The 12,977-nt window shown below is 50.1% G+C and carries 16 protein-coding genes; 8 read left to right on the plus strand and 8 right to left on the minus strand.

The features are described 5' to 3' along the window. The first annotated feature begins 107 nt into the window (after positions 1-107). On the plus strand, positions 108-641 hold the full coding sequence (locus LHL18_RS04925; RefSeq protein ID WP_226766009.1) for a gamma carbonic anhydrase family protein: 534 nt from the start codon (positions 108-110) through the stop codon (positions 639-641). Here LHL18_RS04925 and LHL18_RS04930 read toward each other — a convergent pair. Both LHL18_RS04930 and aroE read right to left on the minus strand, forming a co-directional pair. Next, entirely contained in the window at positions 638-874 is a 237-nt protein-coding gene (locus tag LHL18_RS04930) for a DUF1488 family protein (protein ID WP_226766010.1), read from the minus strand. The two genes, LHL18_RS04925 and LHL18_RS04930, sit on opposite strands and share 4 nt — an antisense overlap. After that, positions 871-1,686, minus strand: coding sequence for a shikimate dehydrogenase (gene aroE / locus LHL18_RS04935; RefSeq protein ID WP_226766011.1), 816 nt, complete (start codon positions 1,684-1,686; stop codon positions 871-873). Before aroE ends, LHL18_RS04930 begins: the two co-directional genes overlap by 4 nt. A gap of 44 nt (positions 1,687-1,730) precedes the next feature. On the opposite strand from aroE, the gene LHL18_RS04940 reads away from it, so the two are divergent. Next, positions 1,731-2,138: a group II truncated hemoglobin gene (locus tag LHL18_RS04940; RefSeq protein ID WP_226766012.1), complete on the plus strand. Its 408-nt coding sequence runs from the start codon at positions 1,731-1,733 to the stop codon at positions 2,136-2,138. Here LHL18_RS04940 and hemF read toward each other — a convergent pair. Both hemF and LHL18_RS04950 read right to left on the minus strand, forming a co-directional pair. After that, complete coding sequence (gene hemF, locus LHL18_RS04945) at positions 2,135-3,067, minus strand: oxygen-dependent coproporphyrinogen oxidase (protein WP_226766013.1); 933 nt, start codon at positions 3,065-3,067, stop codon at positions 2,135-2,137. The two genes, LHL18_RS04940 and hemF, sit on opposite strands and share 4 nt — an antisense overlap. A 1-nt stretch (position 3,068) precedes the next feature. After that, on the minus strand, positions 3,069-3,623 hold the full coding sequence (locus tag LHL18_RS04950) for a Sua5/YciO/YrdC/YwlC family protein (protein ID WP_226766014.1): 555 nt from the start codon (positions 3,621-3,623) through the stop codon (positions 3,069-3,071). Between the two features lie 119 nt (positions 3,624-3,742). On the opposite strand from LHL18_RS04950, the gene purE reads away from it, so the two are divergent. Together purE and LHL18_RS04960 are read left to right on the plus strand one after the other, a co-directional pair. Beyond that, complete coding sequence (purE, locus tag LHL18_RS04955; RefSeq protein WP_226766015.1) at positions 3,743-4,234, plus strand: 5-(carboxyamino)imidazole ribonucleotide mutase; 492 nt, start codon at positions 3,743-3,745, stop codon at positions 4,232-4,234. Next, entirely contained in the window at positions 4,231-5,364 is a 1,134-nt protein-coding gene (locus LHL18_RS04960) for a 5-(carboxyamino)imidazole ribonucleotide synthase (protein WP_226766016.1), read from the plus strand. Before purE ends, LHL18_RS04960 begins: the two co-directional genes overlap by 4 nt. 14 nt (positions 5,365-5,378) lie before the next feature. Here the strand turns inward: LHL18_RS04960 and LHL18_RS04965 are convergent, their stop codons facing one another. From LHL18_RS04965 to LHL18_RS04980, 4 genes are read right to left on the minus strand one after another with little or no spacing between them, the layout of a single operon-like run. After that, entirely contained in the window at positions 5,379-5,921 is a 543-nt protein-coding gene (locus LHL18_RS04965; protein ID WP_226766017.1) for a DNA topoisomerase family protein, read from the minus strand. 15 nt (positions 5,922-5,936) lie between these two features. After that, positions 5,937-6,410 (minus strand): DUF494 family protein, encoded by a 474-nt coding sequence (locus LHL18_RS04970; protein WP_226766018.1) that lies wholly within the window; start codon positions 6,408-6,410, stop codon positions 5,937-5,939. A gap of 2 nt (positions 6,411-6,412) precedes the next feature. Beyond that, on the minus strand, positions 6,413-7,504 hold the full coding sequence (gene dprA, locus LHL18_RS04975) for a DNA-processing protein DprA (RefSeq protein WP_226766019.1): 1,092 nt from the start codon (positions 7,502-7,504) through the stop codon (positions 6,413-6,415). A 24-nt stretch (positions 7,505-7,528) separates the two neighbouring features. Continuing rightward, entirely contained in the window at positions 7,529-8,638 is a 1,110-nt protein-coding gene (locus LHL18_RS04980; RefSeq protein WP_134053506.1) for a LysM peptidoglycan-binding domain-containing protein, read from the minus strand. Positions 8,639-8,761: 123 nt separating this feature from the next. Here LHL18_RS04980 and def point away from each other — a divergent pair, with 123 nt between their 5' ends. The 4 genes from def to trkA are packed head-to-tail and all read left to right on the plus strand — an operon-like array spanning position 8,762 to position 12,960. Beyond that, positions 8,762-9,277, plus strand: a complete 516-nt coding sequence (def, locus tag LHL18_RS04985) for a peptide deformylase (RefSeq protein ID WP_134053504.1) — start codon at positions 8,762-8,764, stop codon at positions 9,275-9,277. A 12-nt stretch (positions 9,278-9,289) separates the two neighbouring features. After that, positions 9,290-10,246 carry a methionyl-tRNA formyltransferase gene (fmt, locus tag LHL18_RS04990; protein WP_226766020.1) on the plus strand — a complete coding sequence of 319 codons (957 nt, stop codon included), beginning with the start codon at positions 9,290-9,292 and terminating at the stop codon, positions 10,244-10,246. Continuing rightward, positions 10,243-11,547: a 16S rRNA (cytosine(967)-C(5))-methyltransferase RsmB gene (gene rsmB / locus LHL18_RS04995; protein ID WP_226766021.1), complete on the plus strand. Its 1,305-nt coding sequence runs from the start codon at positions 10,243-10,245 to the stop codon at positions 11,545-11,547. Before fmt ends, rsmB begins: the two co-directional genes overlap by 4 nt. 36 nt (positions 11,548-11,583) lie before the next feature. Continuing rightward, complete coding sequence (gene trkA / locus LHL18_RS05000) at positions 11,584-12,960, plus strand: Trk system potassium transporter TrkA (protein WP_226766022.1); 1,377 nt, start codon at positions 11,584-11,586, stop codon at positions 12,958-12,960. Positions 12,961-12,977: the final 17 nt, after the last annotated feature.

Here is a 12,977-nt window from a genome sequence, read left to right on the forward strand (position 1 = left end):
CGAATAATTGAGAAAAATTGGCTTTTTAGGATCGTTCGAAGAAAAAACGCTCGAAAAGCGCTTTTTTAATACATTTACTGCATAATAACTCAGCATTGGAGGGAATTATGACGATAAGAGCTTATAAAGATGTATCACCGAAACTGGCAAAAGGTGTTTATGTCGACGACTCAAGCGTACTGGTAGGCGATATTGAACTAGCAGAAGATGTTAGTATCTGGCCATTAGTTGCTGCCCGCGGCGATGTTAACTATATCCGCATCGGCGCACGCACTAATGTACAGGACGGCAGCGTGCTGCATTTATCCAGGCCCAGTAATGGTAAACCGGCTGGTTCGCCGCTTGTTATTGGTGAAGATGTTACCGTAGGACATAAGGTTATGCTTCATGGCTGCAGAATAGGAAACCGCATTCTTATTGGTATGGGCGCTATCGTTATGGACGATGTCATAGTAGAAGATGATGTCATTATCGGCGCGGGCAGCCTGGTACCGCCGGGTAAGCATCTGCAAAGCGGCTATTTATATGTCGGTAGCCCGGTAAAACAGGCGCGACTATTAAATGATGCTGAAAAAGCTTTCCTTAGTGAATCCGCTGCAAATTATGTACGGTTAAAGAATGAATATCTGGCTGAAGTTTAAAGCCAGATCTCTCCTGCAGCATTAAAAGCATCGTCAGCGATTGCTTGTTCGGCGAAATCTTCCCAGGTAAAAGCATCCGCTTTTACCTGTTGTAGAAAAAGTGGCGCAGTTATACCTTCAGCTAAAGGTATAAAACACATTACTTTTAGCCCGGAGACCAGACAGCTGAACACCACGGCATTGTTCTCAGCTGTCAAAGCAAAATCATTATTGAAGATGATGCTTTGGTTCATTGCGCCAGTTGCTCCTGAACTAAGCTTAATACCGGCGTAATATCCGGCCTTACACCTCGCCAGATAAAAAATGCCTCGGCCGCCTGAGACAGCAACATACCTAGACCATCTTCACAGCGCTGCGCGCCCTGTTGTTTTGCCCATTGCAAAAATGCAGTGGGCGTTTTGCCATACAACATGTCATAAACCAGCGCACACTGGTGAACATGCTCAGCGGCAATATTCGGTCGTTCCCCGGTTAAACCAGATGAGGTGGCATTAATAACCAGGTCGTAACGCAGCGCAGGGATCTGAGCAAACCCTACCGCCTGCACGCGGTTGTCGAAACAGCTCGCTATTGTCGCTGCTTTTGCCGGTGTGCGATTCGCCAGTACAATCTGGGCAACCCCAGCGGACAATAAAGGCCCGATAACTCCCCGGCTTGCACCGCCTGCACCTAATAGCAGCACTTTAGCATCAGCAAGTTTGCAGCCTAAACGCTGCAAGTCGGCAACCAAACCACAACCATCGGTGTTGTCGCCGCATAGCTGCCCGGCTTCATCTATATAAAGCGTATTAACTGCACCCGCTTGTTTTGCCCGCTCAGACAAACAAGCAGCTAACTGAAAGGCCTGTTCTTTGAGCGGCGCAGTCACATTAGCACCTTTACCACCTGCAGCAACAAAACGCTGCCAGCTGTCGGCAAAGCTATCGAGCGGTGCTAGAATGGCCTCATATGTCAGTTGCTGCGCACATTGCTGTGCAAATTGCAGGTGAATAAAGGGTGACTTGGATTGCCCTATTGGATTTCCGAAAACAGCGTAACGGTCCACAACGAATGTCCATCAAAAATGTAATACAGAAGATTGTTAATAAAATGACTGCAAATAGCAAGTCTCATCCCACCCCGGATGAACCACCCTATCAATTGATGGGTGGCGAACAGACTGTACGCCGGTTAGCCAACCGCTTTTACGACATTATGGAAACGGCACCGCAAGCGGCCGAACTTTACGCTATTCACCCTTTGCCTTTAGATGTTATCCGGCAAAAATTTTATGAATTTTTGTCGGGCTGGCTTGGCGGTCCGGCACTATTTGAGCAAAAGTATGGTCACCCTCGCCTACGCGCACGGCATCTGCCATTCACGGTAAACGAGCAATTGCGCAATCAATGGATGTTTTGTATGAACCAAGCGCTGGATGAAGTGATTGAAAATAGAATGCTGCGTGAGGGCATTCGCCAGTCGATAGGTCAACTGGCGAGCCATATGATCAACTGTTAAGGCTCAAGCTTCAGCCAATCCTGTGGTTTTAAATAGCGCTGATACAACTGCGCTTCTGCACTACCCGCTTCCGGCTGATAACCATACTGCCAGCGCACCAGCGGTGGCATTGACATTAATATCGACTCTGTACGGCCGCCACTTTGCAAGCCGAACAAGGTTCCCCTGTCATACACCAGATTAAATTCCACATAACGGCCACGGCGGTATAGTTGGAACTGTCGTTCGCGCTCGCCAAAGGGTGTAACTTTGCGCTTCTCAACTATCGGCAGATAGGCCGGAATAAACGCCTCACCGACTGAGCGCATCAATGCGAAGCTTGTATCAAAACCCGGTTGGTTTAAGTCATCAAAGAACAAACCACCGACACCACGGGTTTCGTTGCGGTGTTTCAGATAAAAATAGTCGTCACACCATTTTTTATACGCCGGATAGTATTGTTCACCGAACGGGTCCACCGCAGCTTTGGCTGTTTGGTGCCAATGCACCACATCCTCTTCAAACGGGTAAAAAGGTGTTAAATCGAAGCCACCGCCGAACCACCATACCGGCGCTTCACCTGCTTTTTCCGCGATAAAAAACCGCACATTAGCATGTGTGGTTGGCAAATAAGGGTTGTTGGGATGAATAACCAAAGAGACGCCACAGGCATTAAAGCTGCGCCCGGCCAATTCCGGCCGGTGTGCAGTTGCAGACGCAGGCATGTTAGCGCCAAACACATGAGAATAGTTAACCCCGGCTTGTTCAAACACAGCGCCACCTGTGAGCACCCGGCTTTTACCACCGCCGCCCTCTGCACGCTGCCAGGCGTCTTCGACAAACTGCGCTTTGCCATCAGCACGTTCCAGGCAGCTGCAAATACTATTCTGCAACTGTTGTAAAAACTGCTGTACAGCCGTTAAATGCTCATGCGGTTGTGTCTGTGCCACCTTAACTCCTTACGATATCGCCGGTTAACGCATTGCGGATTTGGCTCGGCTGCGTCGCGCCGCCCAAAGCGCCCGGCATAATAGCTGATAACAGCGAACCTAAACTTTGCTCCAGCTCAACCGGATCGGTAATTGATGGTTGGCCGGATAAATTCGCGCTGGTTGACACCAGCGGTTTGCCGTAAGCCCGGCACAGCTGCTGTACGATTGGATGAGCGCTGACGCGCACGGCGATGGAATCAAACTGACCAGTAATCCATTTGGGAGCGGTCGCGCCAGCTGGTAGCACCCAGCTAACATGGCCTGGCCAGCTTGCGAAAATCTTGGCGCGTTTATCCTGGGGTATAGCAGTATCATCCACATAGGGCAAAAGCTGTGAGTAATCGGCAGCAATCAGGATAAGACCCTTTTCAACCGGGCGTTGCTTTATCGCCAGTAATGCCATTACTGCCGTTTCATTGTCAGGATCACAGCCCAAGCCAAATACCGCCTCTGTCGGGTAGGCTATTACACCACCGTCATTCAGAGCCTGAATTACAGAATCCAACGCCGTCATTTCTTACAGTTACTCCAGTATACGAACGGAAATTCACAGTTAAAATTTTCTTCGCTTGCGCAACTGGCTATAATAGCGCCTTCACGCTTTTAGTTCATCACGTTCAGAAGGAAACAACAATGCAAGTTGGTATCATCATGGGCTCCACTTCAGACTGGCCTACTATGAAAAACGCCGCTGATATGCTGGATAAATTCGGTATTGCCTATGAAACCAAAGTTGTTTCCGCACACCGCACACCGCAGTTACTGGCGGATTACGCCAGCTCTGCAGCCAGCCGCGGTTTGAAAGTAATTATTGCCGGTGCCGGTGGTGCTGCGCATTTACCTGGCATGGCAGCAGCCTTCACCAGTTTACCGGTGTTAGGTGTGCCTGTGCAGTCAAAAGCACTAAAAGGCCTGGACTCACTGTTATCTATTGTACAAATGCCAAAGGGCGTAGCAGTAGGCACCTTAGCCATTGGCGATGCGGGTGCAGCCAACGCCGGTTTATTAGCGGCGCAAATTCTGGCCACACACAGCCCTGAACTGATGAAAAAAATCGATGAGTTCCGTCAGGCGCAAACAGATATGGTGTTAAGCCAGCCAGATCCATCACAGGTGCAATTATGAAGGTATTAGTACTGGGAGCCGGCCAGCTAGCGCGGATGATGTCCCTAGCCGGTGCACCGCTGAATATCAGCATCAGTGCGTATGATGTTAACAGCGACAGTATAGTGCACCCGTTAACACAGCAGCCTTTAGGTAAAGGTCTGGACAAGGCCATTGCCGATGCCGACGTTGTTACAGCAGAGTTTGAACATATACCTCTACCGATTCTGGCGCAGTGTCAGCAAAGCGGTAAGTTTTTACCCGGCGAAACCGCGATAAAAGCCGGTGGTGACCGTCGATTAGAAAAACAGTTGCTGGATGACGCAGCTGTGCGTTCTGCCGCTTATCATATCGTTAATAACGAAACGGACTTTGAACAAGCTATTCGCAAACTGGGTTTACCCTTAGTATTTAAAAGTGCACTGGCTGGCTACGACGGCAAAGGCCAATGGCGCTTAAAGCGCGCTGAGGATGCCGCTGCACTGTGGCAGCAACTGGATGCGTTTCTTCAGGCAGACAGTAAACAAAGCATCGTTGCCGAGCAGTTTATTCCGTTTCAGCGTGAAGTTTCACTGATTGGTGCCCGCCGAGCCAATGGTGATGTGCAGGTGTTTCCACTAACTGAGAACCATCACGTCAATGGTGTGCTTAGCGTATCGCTGGCGGCAGCCGGGAATGAGCAACTGCAACAACAGGCACAGCAGATGTTTACTGCGGTGGCTAATCAACTCAACTACATTGGTGTATTAGCGATAGAGTTTTTTGACGTTAACGGCGAGCTGCTGGTTAACGAAATTGCCCCGCGGGTACATAACTCTGGTCATTGGACGCAGCAAGGTGCCGACGTTTGCCAGTTTGAACAGCATTTACGTGCTGTGTGTAATTTACCTTTGGGCAGTGCTGCGTTAGTTCGCCCCAGCCTGATGGTAAACATTCTTGGCGAAGAAAGCGTGCCGGAAGCTATTTTGGACATACCAGGCTTACACCTGCACTGGTACGGTAAAACGAAACGGGCAGGCAGAAAGATGGGCCATATTAATTTGTCCGGTGCGACAACAGCGGAACTTAAAGCCCGGTTTGAGACATTGATCAGCTTGTTGCCTGAAACGGCCTTTCCTGAACTGGCACTAATGGCCGCCAGGCTGAAGTAAGAATGAGGCCGGTGCTAGTCTGGCACCGGCTGCTTTACACCGCAGCGCTTATCGGCACAGAATAGCTGGCCTTTTTTATAGATCAATAAACCAAAGTCGCAGTCGGCGCACTGCCCACTAACAGGTTGGTCATTTAGTAAAAACTTACATTTGGGGTAGTTATCGCAGCCCCAGAAGTGCTTACCAAATTTATTCACCCGCTCAGTCATGTGGCCATTACTGCACTTAGGGCAAAGCAACCGCTCAGCTTCAGGCTGTTCATCTTGTTCGTGTACAACAAAATGGCAGTCGGGATAGTTTGTGCAGCCGATAAACATACCATAGCGACCATTCTTTACCGCTAACGCAGCACCGCACTCTGGGCATGGTTCGGTTTCAAGCACTTTTACAATCGCGGTTTCATGCTGATGCAATGCTTTAATATAGTGACAAGCCGGGTAAGCACTACAGCCGAGAAAAGGACCGTTTTTACCGGATTTCATCACCAGGGGTTGCTGGCATAAAGGGCACAGTTGCTGCTGTTGTGGCAACGAGAATAGCGCAGAATCGTCGGTCATAAAGTTAAAGGCCGCTTAGTGCAGCGGCCCTTCAGGTTCATCAAAAATTAAGTCTTCCATCTGGGCATAGGCGGATTCATGGCCTGGAACGTTGAACAGCACCATCAGTACCACCCATTTTAAATCTTCCAGGCTGATGCTGTTACCATCTAAATCCATCACTCTATCAATCACCATTTCACGGGTAACAGCATCGAGTACATTGATCTGCTCCAGAAACAGCAAGAAGCCCTGACACTCGACTTCCAGTTTTGCCAGTTCAGGCGCACTGTAAATACGAGTTGCGTTGGACGCTCCTTTTGATAAGTAAGGCTTGACGTGACTTTCCTGCAGCGCAGACAGATTGTCGAGCCATTTTAGCGCTTTAAAGATATCGTCGTCATGAAAACCCGCCCGGCTTAGCTCTTTGGTCAGATCAGCATGATTAACGTAAATGTCAGATTCGTTGTGGATATAATTTTCGAACAGGTAAACGAGGATATCAAACATACTCAGGCACTCCTCACTCTTATGTAGCCACCGGGAACTGCTGCTACTTCTCCAGCCAACTCCAGCTGCAGCAGCGCTATTGTTGCATCAGCTATCACCAAACCGGCGCGCTCTGCAATCAGATCAACTGCGGTAACTTCATCTCCTACGTTAGCCAACAACTGACGGGCAAACAAGTCCGTTTCCGTACTTTTTTCTTCCTCAATACTACTTTTTAGACAACTTTGACTAAAAAAGCTCCATTCTTCCACTATATCGGCCACACTGGTGACCAGTTTAGCGCCTTGTTGAATCAGCGCATGGCAACCCGCCGACTGTGGGCTGTACACCGGGCCAGGCACCGCAAACACATCGCGGCTGTACTCAGCGGCCAGGTTGGCACTGATCAAGGTGCCGCTTTTCAGCGCCGCTTCAACCACTATAGTACCTATGCTTAATCCAACGACAATGCGGTTACGTTGTGGAAAAAACTCGGCTCTGGCCTGCACATCCGGAAAATACTCCGATACCAGGGCGCCTTGCTCAGCGATGGTCTGTGCCAATATCTTGTTAGACGAAGGATAGACCTGCTCTAAACCATGGCCCAATACGGCTATTGTGAGGCCACCTGCACTTAACGCACCTTTGTGGCTCTCGCTGTCAATACCACGGGCCATACCGCTGGTTACCAGATAGCCCTGTTGTGTCAGCTCAGCCGCAAAGTTATAGGCCACTTTGCGCCCGGTTGGGGTTGGCTGCCGGCTTCCGACCATTGCCAGCTGTTGTTGCGACAACAGCTGCGGATCACCTTTTACAAATAATAATAGTGGAGGCTGTTTCGTTTGTTTCAATACCGACGGATAGCGCACATCAGCATAAGTTATAACGTGATGGTTCTGTGCTGCATCTAACCAGCGCAATGCAGATTGCGCTTTAGGCATAGCTTCATGCGCCAGCAAGTATGCCTGCCGTTCGGTGAGGCCAATGTTGCGTAACGTGCTTGCCGGTAGTTTAACCAGCTCAGCAAGTGAGATGTGCTCGCGAAGTCGCTGGTACTTCAGGCCATCCAGGCCATGCACAGAGGCTAAAGCGAGCCAGTTATGGAGTTCATCCATGACAAACCGGCTCCCTGAGATTTGTTACAGGTTGGCGATCATGTCACCAACACGGATAGGCCGTTGGGTTTTGGTCACGATAGCAAAGCTGGTGCGCTCAGACACTTTAAATACCATCAACTCACCCACTTTTTCCCGTGGCAGCGTGATAGTATCTTCGCCAAAATTTTTAAACATCTTTTGTAGCTTGTTTGCATCCTCAACATATACCGGACCGTTTTTGCCATCGATCACTGTAGGTGAGTTACGATAAATACCCAGCATATGTCCGGCCTTGAGTTCACTCAGCGTGCCACGGTTCAACACCACGATATCCCATTTAGAAAATTCACGCAGGTTAGAGGTGGTATCGATAATAGTGCCCGACACATCAAACTCCGGTTTTTGCATCACAAAGAAAGCTGGTAGTGCTTGCCCTTCCAGCGCAGGCATAACCCGGTCACCTTGTTTGATCTCACGCTTAACACTGAGCACATTCAAAGACGATGCCTCTGCCGGAGTATCTTCTGTCGCTTCACGGCCACTTCTGAAAGCGCGCGCAGTTGCAATTAACGTAGTTTCGTAACCAAGCAGGTCGCCGGTTTCTAAATCAATGTAAGGCTTGCCTTTGCGATACACGCCATATGATGCCCCGCTTTCCAGTACGCCCTTGGCGTAGATGGTATGGTCACCGACAGAGTTCTTAACATTGGCATTCGACCCCAGAATATAAGGTAATGCTTTGATCTGTTCATCATCAAGTGATTGTTCGAAGGTAAGATAATGGCGGATCATACTCAGCGGCAACGTACTTACAGCATCTCCACCTTTCATTGTTTTACGAATACCTGGAGATAAGCGTTTTACATTGTCATTAACTATCAGCCTTGGCCTGCCCTGAGCATCGTAAGTTAACGTTAGCGTATCACCGGGATAAATCAGATGCGGGTTATCAATTTGCGGGTTCATCTGCCATAACTGAGGCCACAACCAGGGTTCGTTCAAATACAGTGCAGAGATATCCCACAACGTGTCGCCTTTTTTCACCACATAGTTTGCAGGAGCATCGTCACGGATCTTTAGTACGTCCGCAAACACGTTAAAACAGCCACTCAATACAATCAGAGTGACAATCATTGCAATTTTTTTCAGCATGCCTGCATCCTTGAGCTCGATCTTGTTGTAATTATTGCACACTAAGCTGTTAATACAGCGGATTAATGGCTAAAATTAAAACATACCACAACCTTTGAAACAAAGCATATTTTTGTAGGTGTTATGGCAGTTTTACAAGTTTTACATTTCCCGGACGAACGGCTACGTACCGTAGCAAAACCGGTAGACAAAATTACCCCCGAGATTCAGCAATTAGTGACTGATATGCTCGACACTATGTATGACGAGAACGGCATCGGGCTGGCAGCAACTCAGATCGATGTGCACCAGCGCGTTGTTGTGATCGATATTTCTGAAGACCGTAATGAACCCATGGTGTTTATTAATCCGGAAATTACCTCACGCAGCGGTGAAACCAGCTATGAAGAAGGCTGTTTGTCTGTACCACAGAACTACGCCAAAGTTGAGCGGGCAGCTGAAGTAACCGTAAAAGCGCAAGACAGGGACGGCAACTGGTTTGAACTGCACGCTGACGGCTTGCTGGCTATTTGTCTGCAACACGAACTCGATCATTTGCTCGGTAAACTGTTTATCGATTACCTGTCTCCGTTAAAGCGGGATCGCATCAGGAAAAAGCTGGAAAAAGAAGCCAAAATGGCGCAGCGCCACGCGCTGTAAACAGGAACGACTGTGACCACTCCCTTACGTATTATTTTTGCAGGCACGCCCGATTTCGCGGCGCGCCATCTGCAAGCACTGTTAAATTCTGAACATGATGTTGTTGCTGTATATACCCGACCCGACCGCCCGGCCGGGCGTGGCCAGCAATTGCAACCCAGTGCGGTAAAACAGCTGGCAATGCAGCACGATGTCACCGTTTACCAGCCTAAATCATTAAAAAAAGCCGCTGCACAAGCCGAACTTGCAGCTTTAAATGCAGATTTAATGATTGTTGTCGCCTACGGCCTTATTCTGCCACAGGTTGTGCTGGATACCCCCAAGCTGGGCTGTATTAACGTGCATGGTTCTTTATTGCCAAAATGGCGCGGTGCAGCGCCAATTCAGCGGGCCATTTGGGCTGGTGATACGCAAACCGGTATTACCATTATGCAGATGGATGCCGGCTTGGATACCGGCGCCATGCTAAGCAAAGTAAGCTGCGAGATAAGCAGCACAGATTCCAGTGCATCCTTGTACGAAAAGCTGGCTCAGCTTGGCCCCAACGCGCTGCTGCAGGCGCTGGCAGATTTGCCCCGGTTGCAACAACAGGCGCAGGCTCAGAATAATGATTTAGCCAGCTACGCGGAAAAACTGCACAAAGACGAAGCCCAGCTCAATTTTGCGAAAAGTGCTGTTGCACTAGAACGTGAAATAAGAGCTTTCAACCCCTGGCCGGTAAGCTGTATCAGCCTGCCACAGGGTACCGTTAAAGTGTGGCAGGCCCGCACACAAAACAGCACCACCACATCGCCAGTTGGTACAGTAACCGGTGCAGATAAACATGGCATTCGTATCGCCTGCGCCGAAGGTGAACTGATTATAAGTCAGTTGCAACCACCGGGTAAAAAGCCGATGGCTGCAGCGGATTTTCTTAATGGCCGCGCTGACTGGTTCAGCGTCGGCAGCGTTATCGGTCAGTCTGAATGAGCTTGAGTGTAAGGGCGCTTGCTGCCCGTAGCTGTTTTGATGTGGTTGATCAGGGGATGTCACTGTCCGAGGTATTACCTAAGGCTCAGGCGTTACTTGATAACCCGCTGGATAAAGCGCTGCTGCAGGAAATCTGTTTTGGTGTTATGCGCTACCTGCCTCAGCTGGAGGCCGTATGCAGCCAACTGATGGCTAAACCACTAATCAAGCAACTGCGGCCACTGCAGTTTTTGTTGTATGTCGGTATTTATCAGCTGAAGTTTATGCGCATTCCGGACCATGCGGCGATAAGTGAAACGGTAGAGGCTGCACGCGAGTTAAAAGGCCAGTCGTTAACCAAATTGATTAATGGCGTGCTGCGCAATGTGCAGCGCCAGCAAGAGCTGTTTAATTTCGAGGCCGCACCGGCCGCTGTTAAGTTCAATCACCCCGGTTGGCTCATCACCGCTTTGCAGCAGGCGTATCCTGAGCAGTGGCAGGCGATACTGGACGCCAACCAGCAAAAAGCCCCACTTTGGCTGCGGGTTAATGTCAGCAAAATCAGTGCCACCGATTATGCCGCTGCATTAACCCGTGCCGGCATCGAATATAGCCGGCCACTGGCAGACCTGCCAGCAGCAATTAAATTAGCGCAAGCGCAGGATGTCACTAGCCTGCCGGGTTACAGCGATGGCTGGTTTTCAGTGCAGGATGCGGCAGCGCAATATGCTGCAACCCTGCTCGATGTGCAAAACGGCCAACAAATACTCGATGCCTGTTGCGCGCCGGGCGGTAAAACCTGTCATATTCTGGAACTGGCACCCGATGCCAGCGTAACAGCACTGGACAAAGACGCCAGACGTCTGATGCGGGTGCACGACAACCTGGCGCGGCTTGGCCTTACAGCCAAGGTGATTGCCGCCGACGCCAGCGAACCGACCACCTGGTGGCAAGGCCAGCTGTTTGACCGGATTCTGCTGGACGTCCCTTGCTCAGCCACCGGCGTAATACGCCGCCATCCGGATATCCGCTGGCTGCGCAAGAAGGCAGATATTCCAGCTCTTGCCGAACTGCAACAGCGTATACTTCAGCAGTGCTGGGCGCTGCTGGCGCCGGGTGGTAGCCTGCTGTATGCAACCTGCAGTGTGCTACCGCAGGAAAACAGCATGCAGATTGAACAGTTCTTACAGCAAAAGAGTGATGCCAGTTTAGTCGCGCTGCCGCATCAGCCAGACAACGCGAACTACGGCTGGCAAATACTACCTGGCGAGCGCGATGTGGACGGTTTTTTCTATGCCCGGCTGGTTAAACAGGTACGCTGACATTTATCAGCCTTAATAGCGAGATAGTGAGCAAGCATGAAGATTATTATCTTAGGCGCAGGTCAGGTTGGTGCCACGCTGGCAGAAAACCTGGTGGGTGAGCAAAACGATATCACAGTAGTAGATATTAATATCGACAAGCTCCGGGCCTTGCAGGACAGGTTTGACTTACAGGTGGTGCATGGCCACAGCTCACACCCGGATATTTTAAAAAAAGCCGGTGCAGAAGACGCTGATATGATCGTCGCGGTAACCAACAGCGACGAAGTAAATATTGTCGCTTGTCAGGTGGCATACAGTATTTTCAGTACTCCGCTTAAAATTGCCCGCATCCGCACGAACCAGTATCTGAAGTATAGAGACCAGCTGTTTCATAAAGACGATATGCCGGTTGACCACTTCATTGCCCCAGAGGCTTTGGTTACCAACTATATCCGCCGGCTGATTGACTATCCGGGCGCTTTGCAGGTGGTAGAATTTGCTGGTGGCAAAGTCAGCCTGGTTGCAGTCAAAGCCTACTATGGTGGTTTATTGGTTGGCCACGCATTATCTGCGCTGAAAGAGCATATGCCGAATATCGAAACCCGGGTAGCGGCTATATACCGTCGCGGTCATGCGATAAAGCCGCTTGGCACCACTATTATTGAAGCCGACGACGAAGTGTTTTTTGTCGCCGCCACTAAACATATCCGTGCGGTAATGAGTGAGCTGCAAAAGCTGGAGCGCAGCTACCGCCGCATTATGATTGCCGGAGGCGGTAATGTCGGCTTTGGCTTGGCCCGCGCGCTGGAAAAAACCCATAGCGTAAAATTGATAGAACGCGGTAAAGAACGCGCAGAGTTTTTATCCAGCTCGCTGGATAATACCGTGGTATATGTTGGTGATGCGTCAGATCCAGAGCTGCTGGAAGAAGAAAACATCGAACAGGTAGACGTGTTTATTGCGGTTACCAACGATGATGAAGCCAATATTATGTCGGCTATGTTGGCTAAGCGGATGGGTGCGCAGAAAACCATGGTACTGATCAAGCGCGGTGCCTACGTTGATCTGCTGCAGGGCGGCGAAGTTGACATCGCGGTGTCGCCGCAACAGGCGACTATCTCGGCGCTGCTAACGCATATCCGCCGCGGTGATATCGTGAATGTGTACTCGCTGCGCCGCGGCGCCGCTGAAGCCATAGAAGCCATTGCGCATGGAGACAGCAGTACCAGCAAAGTCGTGGGAAAACCGATTGGCGCGATCAAGTTGCCACCGGGTACCACTATCGGCGCCATAGTGCGCGGCGATGAAGTATTAATTGCCCACGACAGTACGGTAATCGAGACAGACGATCACGTTATCCTGTTTATGGTGGATAAGAAACACATCATTGAAGTGGAAAAACTGTTCCAGGTCAGTGCAATCTTTATCTGACACTTGATGCCGGCCCC

The organism is Rheinheimera aquimaris (genome assembly GCF_020531985.1).
GTDB classification, from domain to species: Bacteria; Pseudomonadota; Gammaproteobacteria; order Enterobacterales; family Alteromonadaceae; genus Alishewanella; species Alishewanella aquimaris.

Excerpts from the sequence above, each read along its gene's own strand:
- LHL18_RS04925 (WP_226766009.1), top strand. The coding sequence starts at position 108 with ATGACGATAAGAGCTTATAAAGATGTATCACCGAAACTGGCAAAAGGT.
- LHL18_RS04930 (WP_226766010.1), bottom strand. The coding sequence starts at position 874 with ATGAACCAAAGCATCATCTTCAATAATGATTTTGCTTTGACAGCTGAG.
- LHL18_RS04940 (WP_226766012.1), top strand. The coding sequence starts at position 1,731 with ATGACTGCAAATAGCAAGTCTCATCCCACCCCGGATGAACCACCCTAT.
- LHL18_RS04950 (WP_226766014.1), bottom strand. The coding sequence starts at position 3,623 with ATGACGGCGTTGGATTCTGTAATTCAGGCTCTGAATGACGGTGGTGTA.
- purE (WP_226766015.1), top strand. The coding sequence starts at position 3,743 with ATGCAAGTTGGTATCATCATGGGCTCCACTTCAGACTGGCCTACTATG.
- LHL18_RS04960 (WP_226766016.1), top strand. The coding sequence starts at position 4,231 with ATGAAGGTATTAGTACTGGGAGCCGGCCAGCTAGCGCGGATGATGTCC.
- LHL18_RS04965 (WP_226766017.1), bottom strand. The coding sequence starts at position 5,921 with ATGACCGACGATTCTGCGCTATTCTCGTTGCCACAACAGCAGCAACTG.
- LHL18_RS04970 (WP_226766018.1), bottom strand. The coding sequence starts at position 6,410 with ATGTTTGATATCCTCGTTTACCTGTTCGAAAATTATATCCACAACGAA.
- dprA (WP_226766019.1), bottom strand. The coding sequence starts at position 7,504 with ATGGATGAACTCCATAACTGGCTCGCTTTAGCCTCTGTGCATGGCCTG.
- LHL18_RS04980 (WP_134053506.1), bottom strand. The coding sequence starts at position 8,638 with ATGCTGAAAAAAATTGCAATGATTGTCACTCTGATTGTATTGAGTGGC.
- def (WP_134053504.1), top strand. The coding sequence starts at position 8,762 with ATGGCAGTTTTACAAGTTTTACATTTCCCGGACGAACGGCTACGTACC.
- rsmB (WP_226766021.1), top strand. The coding sequence starts at position 10,243 with ATGAGCTTGAGTGTAAGGGCGCTTGCTGCCCGTAGCTGTTTTGATGTG.
- trkA (WP_226766022.1), top strand. The coding sequence starts at position 11,584 with ATGAAGATTATTATCTTAGGCGCAGGTCAGGTTGGTGCCACGCTGGCA.